We start from the raw sequence: 16,454 nt of genomic DNA on the forward strand, positions 1-16,454 counted from the left end.
TTTATTTAGTAAAATACCACGGTTTGATATATGACAAAAAACCACCAAGCGTTCCGCTCGGTGGTTTTGTATTAGGATTCTAATTTTTTCGCACGTTTTAATAATAAAAGAAAGACAATGATAACGAACCCTAGTATAAGGAAGAAGCCATATTGCTTTATATAATCAATTATGTCATTCGCACTGGTTGGTTTTTCAACGTGAATGCCATCTTTATTCGTCGTAATATGAATATCTTTCATTTTTACTTCATTCTTTTCCTTTTGTAAATCAATCCATTCTATATTTGGAATACTCTCTAGATCCTTTAACACTTCTTTTAATGGTTTCACACCTAAGTAAGGATGATAGAATGCTCCAATAACCCCATCGGATAATTTAGCAACAGATAAAGCATTTGCTTTCATTTTAGCAATAGCTTGTGGCTTATCTTCTTCAATAAAACCGACTGTTTCAGGCATTAATTTCATTCCATGTAGAAATGATGGTGTACTTCTATATGCTGGAGAGTGCATGGATTTCCAAGTTGTATCACTTAACTGTAGTTGTCCTACATAAGTTGAAAAGTATCTTGATAATATTTCATACCCTTTTTGAGACATTGTGTAATGAGGTGCTTCAAAGGCGACAGGATATAGTTTAGCATCTACAAGTTCTTGAATTCCCTTTTCGATATGATCTGTCGTATATTTTTCCTCAAACTCTTCCCCTTTTTTTACATATTGGTTATATGCCTCTATATTTGGAAAGTCATCTTTTGTCTTCGGTTTTTCATGTTTCGGTTGGCGAATTGGTTGATCTGTCTTTACGTCCCAAAATTCAAAACCTTCCCCAGTTTCACTATCATAAAATTGATGAGTGTAACCATGCATAATAATCGCTGCACCATCATCTTGCATAGAGCGTAAAAGATCGACTAGTTCGGGTTTATCTTTTAAATGTAGTGTTTTACCTGTATCTGGATCTGTATATACAGGAATAACAGTGATTATGTAAGGAATCTTCTTCTCTTTTAGTAATTCAGCAATTTCTTTCAATTGATTTATATCTGCTGCTGGGTGAACATCCTCAAGACGTAAATAAGCTAATTTTTTATTTGTTTCGGGTTTTTGCTGAAAATAAGAAAATAGGCTTTCGCCAATATAATAAGATATCCAATCAAAGAGGTTAGAAGTTGCTACATAATAAGAATTATTTTGCTGTACAATTAATGGATAAGTATTATTTCCTCTTAAAGCATGGGCGAGAATTGTTCCATTTGTGTCAAGTTGTTTAATTGTTCTTTCTTCTTCTAATATATTCTTTAGTTTACGTGTTGGATATTCAATTGTATCAGAGTTTATATCTTCATTTTTAAGTGTGATAAATGAAAAACGATTAGATAACTGTTCTATATTTTGACCTAAAACTAGTAATGGTCCTGGGAATCCTTCTAGAAATTTCTTTGCTTCAGTAGAAAGTTCTTCTTGTTTTTCACTCATGTAAATAACATGTGTATACGAAGATTTATCAGTTATTTCAGCTAACTGTTTTATGTTTTTAATTGTTATATTATTAGTGAAATGTCCTACTTGTGTATTAAGTATTTGGATATCACTTGTAATTTGATCATCGTTTGAACTGTATAAAATAAGGGTTTTTGGTTGTTCGGTTTTTTGTGCGGAAATAGGGACAGGAATTAATAGTAGTAAACTAAATAAGAGTAACAGCCATTTTTTCATATTATTATTCTCCTAGTTTATATTTAGAATTCAATTTACAATTATATACAATAAATGCGTTATAGTCTATGAAAGTTACATTTTTGCACGTATTTACCAGCTGTTTTTTCACAAAATCGGTCTAAAGCATGATGATAATACGTATAGTTATTTGCTATGATAAAAGAGTAGTAGAATGTAGGTAATTGTAAAGGGAAGGCTGAAAGGGGACAAATTTCAGCGGAGAAAGAGGTAGAGGTAGTGAAGAAATTCTTTGTAGGATTTTTAGTTGTTCTTGGAGTATATTTATATTTCCAAGGAAAGTCTGAAGGAATGGATAAGCTAGTGAATGGAACAAGCTATGTTGATTCAGAAGAAGCAAAACAGATGAAACAAATCATTATAGAGGAAGCGAAGAAAGTAAATCTTCCGGAATGGATACCTCTTGCAATTGCTGAGCATGAAAGTCGATTAAATCCAAGAAGTGTTGGAGATAATGGAACTTCATTCGGATTGTTTCAACTACACCGCGGCGGCGGGCTTGCACCAGAACATTTAACTGATGATGAGCTGAAAGATCCACGTACAAATGCGCAAATTGCAATGCCGCATTTAATGAAAGGATATAAGCGTGGGGTGCAAAAAGGTTTGACTGATTTTGCATTACTGAAATATATAGCGAATACATCTGGATGGCCAGGGAATTTAGGGCCAGAGTGGACGGATAATAACATGAAGTATAACATCGGATTAGAAGATGTGTACTATCGAAATAAAGGTGTAATTAAAGAGTAGGTTTTGATACCTACTCTATTTTTTTTTGATAATCGTTTCATTTTGTGAAATACTCCGCTAGTTGTATTTTTACGTATTCTAGTTTTGTGGAAACTTGAGGTATTTTATATCCTACATACAGCGGTGAAACGACAAACCTAGGAACAACTTTACAAATGATTTTTCCATTTAAGTAATAGAAGAATAAGTTATAACTACTGCATCCTTTATGGAAATCTGTCAGTATGTAACGTACAGTTTGCTGAATGTAATTTGCCATGTCATCTATATATGAAATATTATCAATGATTATATTGAATTCAGTGAAGCCAATAATGGGACGCTCTGAAATATTAAGCTCAATGCGTTCGTTTTTTTGAACAATTACCCCTTGGAAATTTTCTTCTTCAATATTTTCAAGATAATCTACATATTTCATTCCGATAATTTGCATGTGTGCATGATGCAAACTTCCACCTGAAAATGGACCGTGATTTTTGTATAAAATTACAGATGCGAACTCTTCTTTCTTCTGTAAGTGTAACCAATGTTGAATAGAAAATTGCATTAATTTCCGCATATGTTCTTCTGTATATGTTGCGATATGATCTTCGCAATTATCGGTTTCAATTAACACTGTTTGAAATGTATCTTGTAATGTAGGAAATTTATTTTTTAACCAAATAATAGAACCATCAGTTGCTAAAATATCCGTTAAATGTTCTGTATCGCAAAATGGACATGCAGCGCTTCTATTCCGAATACTTTCTGGTTTTTGTTTACCGATATCGTTTAAAAAATATAGTTGTTGTGTATCCATTTATATATATGCCCCTTTAAAATATGTGTAAAAATCCCGCTTAATACATTCGGGAAAAGGAGAAGGAAATCCTCTAAAGGAATAAGGGGAAAAATAAAAGACAAGATATCCTCATTACGATAGGGTACCTTGTCTTTTATTTTTTCTCTAATAGTGTGTATGGATAATATAGAACATTTTCAGTATTTTTCTTTTTTCTATTTTTTATTGTGTATAAGGTAATTGCTGTGCTTGCAATTATAATAATGGCTTTCTTCATATTCATATACCCCTTTTTATTGTTGGTTTAATTCTTGGCTAACTGCTTTTGCATCGACCAAAGCGTGTAAAATCATTTTTACCATGTTCATCATATTTCTTCACTCCTTTTTATAGTTCATTTAGTTCTTTTACAACTGCTTGTCCGTTCACTAATACCTCAAAGATTGCTTTTACGATTTCTTTTATCATGTTTGTTTCCTCCTTTTGTTTGTCTCCTCCTTTTGTTTGTCTCTCTTGTTTACATCTTTATTGTATAGGGAGGCATCTTTTCGTACTATCGCTTTCCATTACGTGAACATAACAGTTTTGTAAGATTTGATGTCACTCATTGAAATGTTTAGTCTATCTTCATTATTTTCAGAAAAATGACTATTCAAACATGAAATAGGAAAGTATAATAAAGAAGTAAGTATTAAATTCCGTACGAAAGGGGTGAATGAGATGAAACGTTCTTTAGCTGCACGTGCCAAATTTTTAGATTTTATCTATTTTTGTCGTGCGATTTTTCATGATGTAGTTGTTAACGGGATACGTATGCCCTTTTTTAACAATTGCATAGTGACTATTGAACGATAGGAATCTCTTCACCCATTTTTAATAAACGTGTGAAAAGGGAGCTATTTGGCTTCCTTTTTCTATGCCGAAAACCATGGGGAATGTTTCTTTCTCATGGTTTTTTATATTGAAAGGAGTACGGAAAATGACTATTTGTAGTGTAAATAATGTAACGAAATCTTTTGGTGGAAACATCATATTTGAAAATATATCGCTTGAAATAAAGAATGGTGAACGTGTTGGGTTAGTTGGTCGTAACGGTAGTGGGAAGACAACGATCTTTGGGCTTCTAACGGGAATGGAGAGTTTGGATGCAGGAGCCATCCATATGAAGAAAGGTACACGTATTGGTCATGTCGCACAAATTCCGAAGTTTGATGAGGTCCTGACTGTATATGATGTATTGAGTTCCGCTTTTAAAGTAGAAAAGGAATTAGAAAAAGAAATGCATGCTCTAGAAAAAAATATGGCGGAGGAGCAGGAACAATCTTCTTTGCAAAAGCTAATGGAGAGATACGGAGTAATTCAAGAAAAGTTTGCGTTCCTTGGTGGTTATGAAATAGAAGCAAATATAATGAAGGTAGCAAATGGCTTACAAGTGACAGACTTATTTTCAAGAGTATTTACGGAATTAAGTGGAGGAGAACAGACGAAAGTAAGCCTTGCATATATGCTATTGCAGAAACCAGATTTACTTCTATTAGATGAGCCAACAAATCATTTAGATTTATTTGCAGTTGAATGGTTAGAGCGATTTTTAAAAGAATACACTGGAACAGTTATGGTTATTTCACATGATCGTTATTTCCTTGATGAAGTTGTAACGAAAATTTTTGATTTGGAAGATGGAGAGATTCACGTGTACCATACGAATTATTCTCAGTTCGTTGAGGAGAAGGAAGAAAGATTACTTCAAGAGTTTCAAGCTTATCAGGAGCAACAAAAGAAAATAAAGAAAATGAAAGAAGCAATTAAGCGTCTACGTGAATGGGCAAATCAAGCGAACCCTCCGAATGAAGGATTGCATAAAAGAGCGAGAAATATGGAACGTGCGTTAGAACGTATAGAGAAATTAAAGAGGCCAATCTTAGAACGAAAACAGATGGGTCTTCAGTTTGAAGGGCAAGAGAGAAGCGGTAAAGATGTTGTTGTAATGAAAGAAGTGAGCAAAGGTTTTGCTGGCCGACCTTTATTTGAACAAGCGAATTTACATGTGCGTTTTCAAGAGCGTGCGGCTATCGTTGGTCGTAATGGCACAGGAAAGACTACATTATTAAAACTACTATTAGAAGAAATAAATCCAGACGTTGGTGAAATTCGAATTGGTAGTAGTGTCAAAATTGGTTATTTATCACAGCATACGTATGGCAATTTGAAGAGTAATGTCTTGGAAGCGTTTAGAGAGTATGTAGCTGTAACGGAAGGAGAAGCAAGACATATATTGGCTAAGTTTTTATTTTATGGTCCAGCAGTATTTAAGAAAGTAACGCAACTGAGCGGTGGAGAAAAAATGAGGTTAAGACTTGCGCAACTTATGTATCAAGACATCAATTTTCTAATTTTAGATGAGCCGACAAACCATCTTGATATTGAATCAAGGGAAGTTTTAGAGGAAGCCCTTGAGCAATATAATGGAACAATCCTAGCTGTTTCACATGATCGTTATTTTTTAAATAAGTTATTTGAAAAGACGTACTGGATTGATGAATGTAAATTATTTGAGTTTGCAGGAAACTATGCATGGGCTCGTCAAAAATGGGAAGAAAAGCTTGAGAAGCAAGTAATAAAGCAGAAACGCCAAGGGAGAAAGAGTGTTGAAATGGTTCCAGTAAAAGAGAAAAAGGCTAGGAATCTTGAAGAGATTGAAAATGAGTTAATGCATGTAGAAGAAGATATATATGCAATAGAATGTGAAATGGAACATGTAGCTGATGTTGAAAGACTTGAAAAATTATATGAGGAAAAAACGATGAAAGAGTTGTTACGAGCGAAGTTATATAGTGAGTTAGAGAATATTGTGGAGTAAAGAGTAGAAAGCCACTTCCTTTCAGTTTTGCTGGAGGAAGTGGCTTTTTTCATAATAATATTTGGCTTTAAAGGTTAAATAAAGCGATGTGTTTCACGTGAAACAGTAACTTAGATAAATCCGTGTTCCTCAATTTGCATAGCTTGTGAAACATATGAAATGATAAGGTGAAAAATAAATGTCATTAGTGGTTTTTCGATAGGAGTAATTACAAAAACAAAGGCTAATTATTTCCCGAGAGATAAAGTGAGACTTTAATCAGTCCTCACGAATCGGGCTTTTACGGGCAGCACGCCCCCCACCTAACTTCTTTGCTTTCGCTGAATTTTGAGGTGAGGGTCTTACTGACCGGAAAATAGTGGGATAAATATGTGTAAAAGAGACTAGTGAATGAAAATGAAAAGAGAGCAAAGTTACAGCTTTACGCGCTGAACTCTGCTCTCTTTTTGCGTGGTATCTTCTCTCGTTGAAATTATAATAGCGATCCCGAGCATGATAAAAAAAGCTAAAAAGAGGACGAACTTTGGGAAGAACGGGAATAGTAATAGCGCCCCGACTATCATAATTGTTAATAATACGTAGTGCAGGACGTATTGGAATAGGTTGTCCATATTTTCGCCCCCTTTTTGGTAATTGGTTATTAGTATTCTATGTTTCATGCTGAAGAAATAGAAGTAGATTTTTAAGTTTTTAATACGAATTATAGCTGAGTTTTCTTAAAGTATAAATGTAGAGATAAAATTTTGGAAAAATTCTAAAAATATTTATTTAGAAAGAATTGACAAAACATAATGAACGATATAAGCTAATAACCATAAAGTCTACCGGAAAGGTCGGAATAAGATTGTTACCCCTCAAAAACATCTATTTTTTTACGATTAAAACCGACTTTTCCGATTGGCTATAAATGTTGCTGTGGGAGGCATACATAAGGTAATTCGTTCAGAGGGTATAATCATAAAAAGTTAGGGTGGGGACAATGAAGAAAAAGACAAAAAAATGGGCTGGTGTATTTTCAGTATTACTGAGTAGTTCGCTTGTGTTATCTGCTTGTGGGGGACAGGAGGATACGGCTTCTACAGAACCAGTAAAAAAGCAGGATTTAAAAGACTCTAAGATTGAATCAATTCCAGCTACAGATAAAAAGAAAAGTCCAGAGAAAGCAAATCAACGAAAAGATACTTTTATTACAGCCATTTCTAAGCCAGGGGGAGTTTTCCTTCCGTATTTCCAAGATAATGGTTGGGATGGAAATGTAACGTCTGTTATTTTTGCGTCATTAGTAACAACAGACAAACAAAGTAAACCTGTTCCGGACCTTGCAGAAAAATGGGATATTTCTGCTGACCAGTTAACATATACATTCCACTTACGTAAAAACTTAAAATTTAGTGACGGGTCGCCTTTAACAGCGGATGACGTAGCATTTACATTAACACTACTTCATGATAAAGCGTATGAAGGTGGATTGGATATTGCTCAGTATGCTGTTAAAGGTGGGAAAGAATATAAAGAAGGAAAAGCAACTTCTATTGAAGGAATCCAAGTTGTTGATCCACAGACAATTAAAATTACAACTGAAAAAGTTAATTCACAGGCGCTAACGAATTTAGGTGGCCCAGTGCTATCAAAAGCTTATTATGGAAAAGATTATAAACAAAATACAAGTTTAGACTATTTAAAAGCATTATATGGGCAACCAATTGCAGCGGGTCCATATAAATTTGAAAAATATGTTCCAGGTCAAGAAGTCCGCTTTGTTGCTAACGAAAATTATTATGCAGGTAAACCAAAAATTAAAAACTTTATTTACAAAATCACATCAGGTGATACTGGATTCCAATTATTCCAAACAGGTGAACTGGACTATAGTGGGTTTAGAGCGAACCCTGAAAATATAGACCAATTAAAAGGATTAGAGTTTGCAAATATTAATCTTGAATCATCAAGTGATATTGCTTATATCTATGTAAATAATAAGAAGTCGTATTTGAAAGATAAAAAGGTACGCCAAGCACTTACTTATGGATTAGACCGTAAGAAGTATGTGGATACAGCTTTACAAGGCTATGGCTCTGTCGCTAACGTACCAATTGCTCCAGTTTCATGGGCATATACAGAAGAAGGTATTAATAAATATCCGCATGACGTAGAAAAGGCTAAAAAATTATTGGATGAGGCTGGTTGGAAAGTAGGTTCTGACGGGGTTCGTGAAAAAGATGGTCAAAAATTAAAATTAACATACTACGCATCAAATACAGGTAAAACAAATGATATCTTTATTCCGATTGCAAAAGAAAGTTACAAAGAAATTGGTGTTGAATTAAATCCAGAGTTGATGGACTTTAATACGATGCTTTCAAAAGTAGGAAAAGGTGACTACGATTTAGCGGCAGTTTCAACACCAGGAATTAGTGATCCAAGTGAAGTTGTAAGTGAGTACTTATCAACTAATCCAAAAAGTGATACGGGTTATAATAATCCGAAAGTAGATGATTTGATTGTAAAAGGTATAGGAACGACAGATATTGAAAAACGTAAAGCGATTTATAAAGAGCTGTATAAAGAGTTAAGTGATGATCCACCAGTTATTTTATTAAACTATCGTAAACTACTTTATGCTCATAATGCACGTATAAAAGGAATTGATCCAGAAAAGTACGATAGCATCAGTTCCAACTTACCAGTGTTATCTATTGAACAATAAGGGTTGACCTAAATAATAGAAGACGTTTTTTCACACAGCAATGGAATGGTAGCTGTTTTGAAAAAATGTTCTTCTATTTTTAAGTAAATAGGATTGGGGAGACAAAAGGTGAAAACATATATCATTCGTAGGTTTCTACAAATGATTCCTACATTGTTTGGTACGTCTATTATTATCTTTTTCTTATTTGCACTCTTACCGGGTGATTATATCGATTCAAATCCAAAATTAACACCAGAGAGGGCTCAAGAATTAAGAGAGTTGTACGGTTTAAATAAACCGATTATTGAAAGGTATTTTCATTGGTTAGTGAATGCTTTGCATGGTGATTTTGGATTTTCTTTACAGTATCAAGAACCGGTAACTTCATTACTTAATAAATTCATTTGGAATACATTTATTGTTGCTGCTGCAGCTTTATTTTTCACTTGGATTATTGCTCTTATTATTGGGGTTATTTCTGCAACAAAGCAGCATTCTTGGTTTGATAGATTGGTAACAATCGGTGTCTTTGCAGCAATGTCATTTCCATCATTCTTTATCGGACTATTTTTAATTAAATTATTAGCAGTTGATTTAAAGTTATTACCTATTGGTGGCATGATTGATATTGGGAGTAACTCAACAGGGATAGCATACATATTAGAAGTATTACGTCATATGATTCTACCTGTATTTATTTTAACGCTTCTTGGTGTAGGATCGTTAACACGCTATTTTAGAACGGGCATGTTGGATGTTATTAGGCAAGATTATATTCGTACTGCTCGTGCAAAAGGTTTAAAAGAAAGAACCGTTATTTATAAACATGCATTGAAAAATGCAATTTTGCCAGCAATTACATTACTCGCTTTTGAATTACCGGGTTTATTTTCAGGAGCCATTATTATTGAACAGATTTTTAATTGGCCAGGGATTGGGAGTATTCAATTAGAAGCATTAAACTTTCGTGATTATACGGTATTAATGGCCTTTACAATGTTTCTTTCTTGTTTAACAATTATGGCTAATTTCTTAGCTGATATTGTCTATGCGTTTGTTGATCCAAGAATTCGATTGAAGTAAGGGGGGAAAGATATGGAGACTATTACACCTATAATAGAGAAAAAGAAAGAACGGAAAAAGAGAAATGAATCATCACCATGGCGCCAAGCGTATAAAAAAATCAAGAAAAATAAGATGGCACTGTGTGGCTTATACGTTTTAATATTTATGTTTTTATTTAGTTTTATTGGTCCAATCTTTTCACCGTATGCTGATGGGAAAGTACAAGTAACACAAATTAATAAACCACCCAGCCTGTCACATTGGCTTGGGACAGACCAGTTGGGACGGGATATTTTAACTAGACTTATGCAAGCAGGGCGTATTTCATTAACAATCGGTTTAGCGTCGATGCTACTATCCGTTATACTAGGAGCTCTATTAGGAGCAATTGCTGGTTTTTATCGAGGAGTTGTAGATCATTTAATTATGCGTGTTGCAGATGTGTTAATGTCCATTCCAGGATTACCACTACTTATTATAATGGGAGCAATTTTATCAGAATGGAAATTACCATCGGAGTACCGTTTATATGTTGTAATGATTATTTTAAGTTTAGTAGGATGGCCAGGACTTGCCCGTCTTGTGAGGGGACAAATTTTAACATTGCGGGAGCAAGCCTTTATGCAAGCGGCAGATGTATTAGGATTAAAAGATTCTCGGAAAATCATTCATCATCTAATTCCTAACGTCTTTCCGTTACTTATTGTTGTAGCAACTCTAGGTGTGGCTGGATCTATTTTAAGTGAATCCGCACTAAGTTACTTAGGTCTCGGCGTCGTCCCACCTACGCCATCATGGGGGAACATGATTAGCGCAGCTAACTCATTAATTGATTTCCAAAAGCGTCCGTGGTTATGGATTCCGCCTGGTTTTGCAATCTTTATAACAGTTGTATCAATTAATTTACTTGGTGATGCACTTCGTGATGCGTTAGATCCAAAGATGAGACGGTAGGTGAGAAGGTATGAGTAGAGCGGTAGTAGAGCTAAAAGACTTACAAACACACTTTCAAACGGAGGAAGGGACAGTGAAGGCTGTAAACCATGTTAGCTTTGCTGTTCGAGAAGGTGAAACGGTTTGTGTAGTAGGAGAATCAGGTTGCGGGAAGAGTGTAACGGCTTTATCTATTATGGGGCTTATTGCTGAATCTGGCAGTGTAGTAGGTGGAGACATTTTATATGAAGGAAAAAGTCTTTTAGGAATGAAAGAGAAAGAACTTCGTAGTTTACGAGGCAATGATATTGCGATGATTTTCCAAGAACCGATGACATCGCTAAATCCGGTCTTCACTGTAGGTGAGCAAATTGTAGAAACGCTAAGGGAGCATGAATTACTTAGTAAAAATGAAGCGTATAAGAAAGCAATTGAGTTAATTCGTAAAGTTGGCATAGCCCGTGCTAATGAAATTGTTCATTCTTATCCGCATGAACTGAGCGGCGGGATGTTACAACGTATTATGATTGCTGTTGCGCTTAGTTGTAATCCTAAGTTATTAATTGCAGATGAACCAACAACAGCTCTTGATGCTACGATTCAAGCTCAAATATTGGATTTACTAAGACAAGTGAAAGAAGAATTTAAAACGTCAATCTTATTAATTACACATGATTTAGGTGTCGTAGCAGAAATGGCTGATTACGTTGTCGTTATGTATGGCGGGAAAGTTATTGAAGAAGCTCCAGTACTAGAGATATCCCAAAATCCAAAACACCCTTATACGAAAGGATTGTTGAAATCAAAACCAGTAATGGGAAAACGAATAGATAAACTATATTCTATTCCAGGGCAAGTTCCGAATTTAGTTGGTTTAGGTGAGTTTTGCTACTTTAGTGGGCGTTGTGAGCATTGTATGGAAATATGTGAAAAAGAAGCCCCAAATCTAAATGTAAATGATGAAAATCATAAAGTAGCTTGCTGGTTATATGAGGAGCGTGCGGAACAATGAGTGAACCATTATTAGAGGTGAAAAACCTAAAGACATATTTTCCAATTAAAGGTGGCATATTTAGTAGAACGATCGGGCATGTAAAAGCAGTTGATGGAGTAAGTTTTACTATTAATAAAGGTGAAGTGTTTGGTCTCGTTGGCGAATCAGGGAGCGGAAAAACAACGATAGGAAAAACAATTTTACGTCTCGTTCAAAAAACGGAGGGGGAAGTGAAGTTTAAAGGGAAAGATGTTCATTCTTTATCCAAGGATGAATTGAGAAAACATCGCCCTAATATGCAGCTCGTTTTCCAAGATCCATTTAGCTCATTAAATCCGAGAATGAGAATTGGTGAAGCGCTTGGAGAGCCGATGTTGGCCCACGGATTAGCGACGAAAGAAAATGTTCGTGAAAAGGTAATTGAAGTATTGGAGTTATGTGGCTTAGCTCCTTATCATATTGACCGGTATCCCCATGAGTTTTCTGGAGGACAACGTCAGCGTATCGTAATAGCAAGGGCTATGGTATTAAATCCAGAATTCATTGTAGCTGATGAACCTGTGGCGGCATTAGATGTATCTATCCAAGCACAAATTATTAATTTATTTAGTGAGTTACAGGAGAAAAAGGGATTATCTTATTTATTCATTTCACATGATTTGAGTGTAGTAGAACATTTATGTACGAAAATCGGAATTATGTATTTAGGTACAATTGTGGAGACGGCGCCGCGTGATGAGTTATTTACCAATCCGCTACATCCGTATACAAAAGCATTGTTATCAGCTGTTCCAATACCAGATCCAACAGTGAAGCGAGAGCGAATTATACTAGAAGGGGATATTCCAAGTCCAGCAAGTCCACCTTCGGGTTGTCGTTTTCATACACGTTGCCCGTTTGCAACAGATGTTTGTAAAAAAACAATACCAGAATTTCGTAATGTTGGTGATAATCATTTTGTTTCTTGTCATCATGTATAAAAAAAGGACTCTTTCAAATTGAAAGAGTCCTTTTTTTATTTACTAGATGAAGTTTGTTTCAATACAAATTGCTCGATTGCGTGAGCAACACCATGTTCATTGTTTGTTAGTGTTACAACATCACATAGTTTTTTTACATCTTCTTCAGCGTTGCCCATTGCAACAGATAAGCCTGCTACTTCTAGCATTGGTACATCATTAAAATTATCACCAATAGCAACTGTATCTTCAATAGGGATATTAAAATGAGCTGCCATCTGCTGTAGCCCGTTTCCTTTATGTCCATTCTTATCCATAATTTCTAAGTTAGTAGGAGCTGATGCTGTAACCATAATATCAGCGTCTTCTTGTAACACGCTTAATAGCTGTGCGCGATGCGCTGCATTAAATGTTGAAATGAAGAATTTAGATATTTCTAGTTCTTGGTTATTTACAACATCTTCTATTTTTTTGAAATCAGTAATTAGGTTTGATTTCTTTTGCTTTTCTGTAATTCGTTCAAGCTCCTCTAATGTAACATCGAGCGCATGCTTATTTTCTTCGAACGCTTGCATCACTTGATCTTGCCATGTATATGGAGAATAAACTCCTTTATTCGTATATAGCTTATATGGGAAACCTTCAGATTCTAGTAATTTTGCAAGTTTGTACACTTTGTCGTTTTGTATACAACGAGAGTTAATTACTTTTCCATCCACATAAACAATAGCCCCATTGCTTGCTCCGACTGGAAGAGATAATTTATATTCTTCCAATAGCTTTAAAGCATCCTCTTTCGCACGACCAGAACAAATCATTACAATATGACCAGCTTCTTGTGCAGTTTGGATTGCTTGTAGGTTTTCTTTGGAGATTTCAAGATTAGATGATAGTAGTGTACCATCCATATCTAATGCGATTAATTTCAAAATGACCACCTCTTTGTTTTTATTATACATAGTTATATAGAGGAAACATATAAACTTATCTTGGAAAGACGGTATTTTATCTCATATTAAAAGTAAGTAAAGATTAGATAGGTTTAGTGTCACTAAATAAACTGTTTGTAACAAAAATAGAGAGAAGGATGACTACAGTTCACTTTATGACTTTAATATTACAAGAATGTTACAAGCGTGAGCTTAGTGAAAAGTGCATTAAATAAGGGTTTTTGGAGAGTGTTATAAAAAAACGTAAAAAAAGTGTAATAAATTTCACGTTATTATATTGCAACGTAACAATAGTTATGTTACATTAATGTTACAAACGTTACGTTATCGAATTTAATGTAACGTTAACATAAAAACTATGAAATAAACATTTCTTAGAAATTACATATAGATAACTTATGAAAAGGGAGGATAAATGATATGAAAGAGCAAGTATTACAAGTAACAAAAGGTGACTTCGTAGGATCAGCAAGTGGGGCGGTAGTATTAACAGCATTAATCGTATTTCTATCAAGCGTATTAGTATAATAGAAACTTTGTAATAAAAGAAAAAGAAGGGAGAATGAAAGATATGAAAGAGCAAGTATTACAAGTAACAAAAGGTGACTTCGTAGGATCAGCAAGTGGGGCGGTAGTATTAACAGCATTAATCGTATTTCTATCAAGCGTATTAGTATAATAGAAACTTTGTAATAAAAGAAAAAGAAGGGAGAATGAAAGATATGAAAGAGCAAGTATTACAAGTAACAAAAGGTGACTTCGTAGGATCAGCAAGTGGAGCGGTAGTATTAACAGCATTAATCGTATTTCTATCAAGCGTATTAGTATAATAGAAACTTTGTAACAAAAGAAAAAGAAGGGAGAATGAAAGATATGAAAGAGCAAGTATTACAAGTAACAAAAGGTGACTTCGTAGGATCAGCAAGTGGAGCAGTAGTATTAACAGCATTAATCGTATTTCTATCAAGTGTATTAGTATAATAGAAGTTTTAAATCAAACAAAAATGGAAGGAGAATGAGGGATATGAACAGTGAACAAGTGTTTCAAGTAACAAAAACAGATTTATTAGGATCCTTAGGTGGAGCGGTAATATTAACATCATTTATTCTATTCCTTGCAAGTGTATTAGTATGATATATGTAAATACAACCATTCAAAAAAAATAAAGACTCTAACGTATTAGTAAGTAGTTAATATGTTGGAGTCTTTTTTATTTTCTTCTTATATACCTTCAAGTGTTAAAGTTACCTCATTATTTAGCATCCATGGCTAATTAGACGCTGCGGTTGCAACTTGATTCAACGAGTAATCAAAAATCCACTGAGTAAAAGCCTGATTGGTGAGGGCTGATTAAAGTTTCACTTTATTTCAAAGAGAAAAAAGTCGAATTTTATATGTAAGAAAAAAAGAGGAATTTGACAGAAAAGATAGAAAATTTTAAAGGTCAGAATTTGTTAGCTTGCTAACTAATTTCTATTTATTTATGTTGGAAGCGTTTTCGGTTGGTTTTAAGTATGGACCATTTAATCTATTTACAGGGGGATGAAGATATTATGAAACAAAAATCTATGGATACGCTAGCTGCACAAATGGAGGACTTTTTTCCAGTACGTGATGTAGATCATTTGGAATTTTACGTAGGGAATGCAAAGCAATCGAGTTATTATCTTGCGAGAGCGTTCGGATTCAAAATTGTGGCTTACTCTGGATTAGAAACTGGAAACCGTGAAAAGGTATCTTATGTTCTTGTGCAAAAAAATATGCGTTTCGTTGTGTCTGGAGCTTTAAGTAGTGAAAATCGTATTGCAGAGTTTGTAAAGACTCATGGTGATGGCGTGAAGGATGTGGCACTACTTGTTGATGATGTTGATAAAGCATACTCAGAAGCAGTGAAACGTGGTGCCGTCGCAATTGCTCCACCAGAGGAATTAACAGATGAGGACGGTACATTGAAAAAAGCAGTTATTGGTACGTATGGTGATACAATTCATACGCTTGTAGAGCGTAAAAATTATAAAGGGGCATTTATGCCAGGATTCCAAAAGGTAGAGTTTAATATTCCATTTGAAGAGTCTGGTTTAATTGCTGTCGATCATGTAGTTGGTAATGTTGAAAAAATGGAAGAGTGGGTTAGTTATTACGAGAATGTCATGGGCTTTAAACAAATGATTCATTTTGATGATGACGATATTAGTACAGAGTATTCGGCGTTAATGTCGAAAGTTATGACGAATGGAAGCCGTATTAAGTTTCCGATTAACGAACCAGCAGACGGAAAGAGAAAGTCACAAATTCAAGAGTATCTAGAATTCTATAATGGAGCTGGTGTACAGCATCTTGCTTTATTAACAAGTGATATTGTTAAAACAGTTGAAGCGCTTCGTGCAAATGGGGTGGAGTTTTTAGATACACCTGATACTTATTATGATGAGTTAACTGCACGAGTTGGAAAAATCGATGAAGAAATTGATAAGCTAAAAGAATTAAAGATCTTAGTAGATCGTGATGATGAAGGTTACTTACTACAAATCTTTACGAAACCAATTGTAGATCGCCCGACTTTATTTATTGAAATCATTCAACGTAAAGGTTCTCGTGGATTTGGTGAAGGAAACTTTAAAGCGTTATTCGAATCAATTGAAAGAGAACAAGAGCGTCGCGGAAACTTATAAGATTTGTATCCACCAGCAAAAGTCCCTTTGCTGGTGGAAATTTCATTTTTATAAG

Annotated in this window: 19 protein-coding genes; 14 read left to right on the forward strand and 5 right to left on the reverse strand. The window is 34.6% G+C overall.

Going from position 1 to position 16,454, the window contains the following annotated elements; genetic code table 11:
* Positions 1-71: 71 nt before the first annotated feature.
* Positions 72-1,721, reverse strand: a complete 1,650-nt coding sequence (locus NZ044_RS01200; protein ID WP_098505553.1) for a DUF2334 domain-containing protein — start codon at positions 1,719-1,721, stop codon at positions 72-74.
* A gap of 240 nt (positions 1,722-1,961) precedes the next feature.
* Between NZ044_RS01200 and NZ044_RS01205 the strand changes: the two genes are divergently transcribed.
* Positions 1,962-2,495, forward strand: a complete 534-nt coding sequence (locus NZ044_RS01205; protein ID WP_000713249.1) for a transglycosylase SLT domain-containing protein — start codon at positions 1,962-1,964, stop codon at positions 2,493-2,495.
* Between the two features lie 37 nt (positions 2,496-2,532).
* Here the strand turns inward: NZ044_RS01205 and NZ044_RS01210 are convergent, their stop codons facing one another.
* Positions 2,533-3,294 carry a DUF4931 domain-containing protein gene (locus NZ044_RS01210; RefSeq protein ID WP_002162952.1) on the reverse strand — a complete coding sequence of 254 codons (762 nt, stop codon included), beginning with the start codon at positions 3,292-3,294 and terminating at the stop codon, positions 2,533-2,535.
* A gap of 136 nt (positions 3,295-3,430) precedes the next feature.
* Complete coding sequence (locus tag NZ044_RS01215; protein WP_002083998.1) at positions 3,431-3,559, reverse strand: hypothetical protein; 129 nt, start codon at positions 3,557-3,559, stop codon at positions 3,431-3,433.
* Between the two features lie 437 nt (positions 3,560-3,996).
* On the opposite strand from NZ044_RS01215, the gene NZ044_RS01220 reads away from it, so the two are divergent.
* Together NZ044_RS01220 and abc-f are read left to right on the forward strand one after the other, a co-directional pair.
* Positions 3,997-4,131 (forward strand): RAxF-45 family protein, encoded by a 135-nt coding sequence (locus NZ044_RS01220; protein WP_000830643.1) that lies wholly within the window; start codon positions 3,997-3,999, stop codon positions 4,129-4,131.
* A 73-nt stretch (positions 4,132-4,204) separates the two neighbouring features.
* On the forward strand, positions 4,205-6,136 hold the full coding sequence (abc-f, locus tag NZ044_RS01225) for a ribosomal protection-like ABC-F family protein (RefSeq protein WP_118961899.1): 1,932 nt from the start codon (positions 4,205-4,207) through the stop codon (positions 6,134-6,136).
* A 413-nt stretch (positions 6,137-6,549) separates the two neighbouring features.
* Here abc-f and NZ044_RS01230 read toward each other — a convergent pair whose 3' ends face one another.
* Positions 6,550-6,747, reverse strand: a complete 198-nt coding sequence (locus NZ044_RS01230) for a hypothetical protein (protein ID WP_000369259.1) — start codon at positions 6,745-6,747, stop codon at positions 6,550-6,552.
* A 368-nt stretch (positions 6,748-7,115) separates the two neighbouring features.
* Between NZ044_RS01230 and NZ044_RS01235 the strand changes: the two genes are divergently transcribed.
* The 5 genes from NZ044_RS01235 to NZ044_RS01255 all read left to right on the forward strand — a co-directional run bounded on the left by NZ044_RS01235 (position 7,116) and on the right by NZ044_RS01255 (position 12,797).
* Positions 7,116-8,843: an ABC transporter substrate-binding protein gene (locus NZ044_RS01235; protein ID WP_000730676.1), complete on the forward strand. Its 1,728-nt coding sequence runs from the start codon at positions 7,116-7,118 to the stop codon at positions 8,841-8,843.
* A 108-nt stretch (positions 8,844-8,951) separates the two neighbouring features.
* On the forward strand, positions 8,952-9,908 hold the full coding sequence (locus NZ044_RS01240; RefSeq protein ID WP_000860687.1) for an ABC transporter permease: 957 nt from the start codon (positions 8,952-8,954) through the stop codon (positions 9,906-9,908).
* 12 nt (positions 9,909-9,920) lie between these two features.
* Entirely contained in the window at positions 9,921-10,844 is a 924-nt protein-coding gene (gene opp4C / locus NZ044_RS01245) for an oligopeptide ABC transporter permease (protein ID WP_000447957.1), read from the forward strand.
* A 10-nt stretch (positions 10,845-10,854) separates the two neighbouring features.
* Entirely contained in the window at positions 10,855-11,835 is a 981-nt protein-coding gene (locus NZ044_RS01250; protein WP_340949428.1) for an ABC transporter ATP-binding protein, read from the forward strand.
* Positions 11,832-12,797: an ABC transporter ATP-binding protein gene (locus tag NZ044_RS01255; RefSeq protein ID WP_063546235.1), complete on the forward strand. Its 966-nt coding sequence runs from the start codon at positions 11,832-11,834 to the stop codon at positions 12,795-12,797. The genes NZ044_RS01250 and NZ044_RS01255 overlap by 4 nt, the downstream gene beginning before the upstream one ends.
* Positions 12,798-12,832: 35 nt before the next feature.
* Here the strand turns inward: NZ044_RS01255 and NZ044_RS01260 are convergent, their stop codons facing one another.
* Positions 12,833-13,705: a Cof-type HAD-IIB family hydrolase gene (locus NZ044_RS01260; protein ID WP_000766424.1), complete on the reverse strand. Its 873-nt coding sequence runs from the start codon at positions 13,703-13,705 to the stop codon at positions 12,833-12,835.
* Between the two features lie 441 nt (positions 13,706-14,146).
* Here NZ044_RS01260 and NZ044_RS01265 point away from each other — a divergent pair, with 441 nt between their 5' ends.
* The 6 genes from NZ044_RS01265 (at position 14,147) to hppD (ending at position 16,399) form a co-directional block, all read left to right on the forward strand.
* Entirely contained in the window at positions 14,147-14,254 is a 108-nt protein-coding gene (locus NZ044_RS01265; protein WP_000664237.1) for a DUF3948 family protein, read from the forward strand.
* 34 nt (positions 14,255-14,288) lie between these two features.
* Positions 14,289-14,405 (forward strand): DUF3948 family protein, encoded by a 117-nt coding sequence (locus tag NZ044_RS01270; protein ID WP_000654250.1) that lies wholly within the window; start codon positions 14,289-14,291, stop codon positions 14,403-14,405.
* 43 nt (positions 14,406-14,448) lie between these two features.
* The gene (locus NZ044_RS01275; RefSeq protein WP_000664237.1) at positions 14,449-14,556 is read left to right on the forward strand and encodes a DUF3948 family protein; all 108 of its coding nucleotides are present in this window, start codon (positions 14,449-14,451) and stop codon (positions 14,554-14,556) included.
* A 34-nt stretch (positions 14,557-14,590) separates the two neighbouring features.
* Positions 14,591-14,707 (forward strand): DUF3948 family protein, encoded by a 117-nt coding sequence (locus NZ044_RS01280; protein WP_000654250.1) that lies wholly within the window; start codon positions 14,591-14,593, stop codon positions 14,705-14,707.
* 43 nt (positions 14,708-14,750) lie between these two features.
* Positions 14,751-14,861, forward strand: coding sequence for a DUF3948 family protein (locus NZ044_RS01285; protein WP_001083691.1), 111 nt, complete (start codon positions 14,751-14,753; stop codon positions 14,859-14,861).
* Positions 14,862-15,280: 419 nt separating this feature from the next.
* Complete coding sequence (hppD, locus tag NZ044_RS01290) at positions 15,281-16,399, forward strand: 4-hydroxyphenylpyruvate dioxygenase (protein ID WP_000810920.1); 1,119 nt, start codon at positions 15,281-15,283, stop codon at positions 16,397-16,399.
* The last annotated feature ends 55 nt before the right edge of the window (positions 16,400-16,454 follow it).

Origin of the sequence: Bacillus sp. FSL K6-1338 (assembly GCF_038006965.1) — a bacterium.
GTDB lineage: Bacteria > Bacillota > Bacilli > Bacillales > Bacillaceae_G > Bacillus_A > Bacillus_A thuringiensis_S.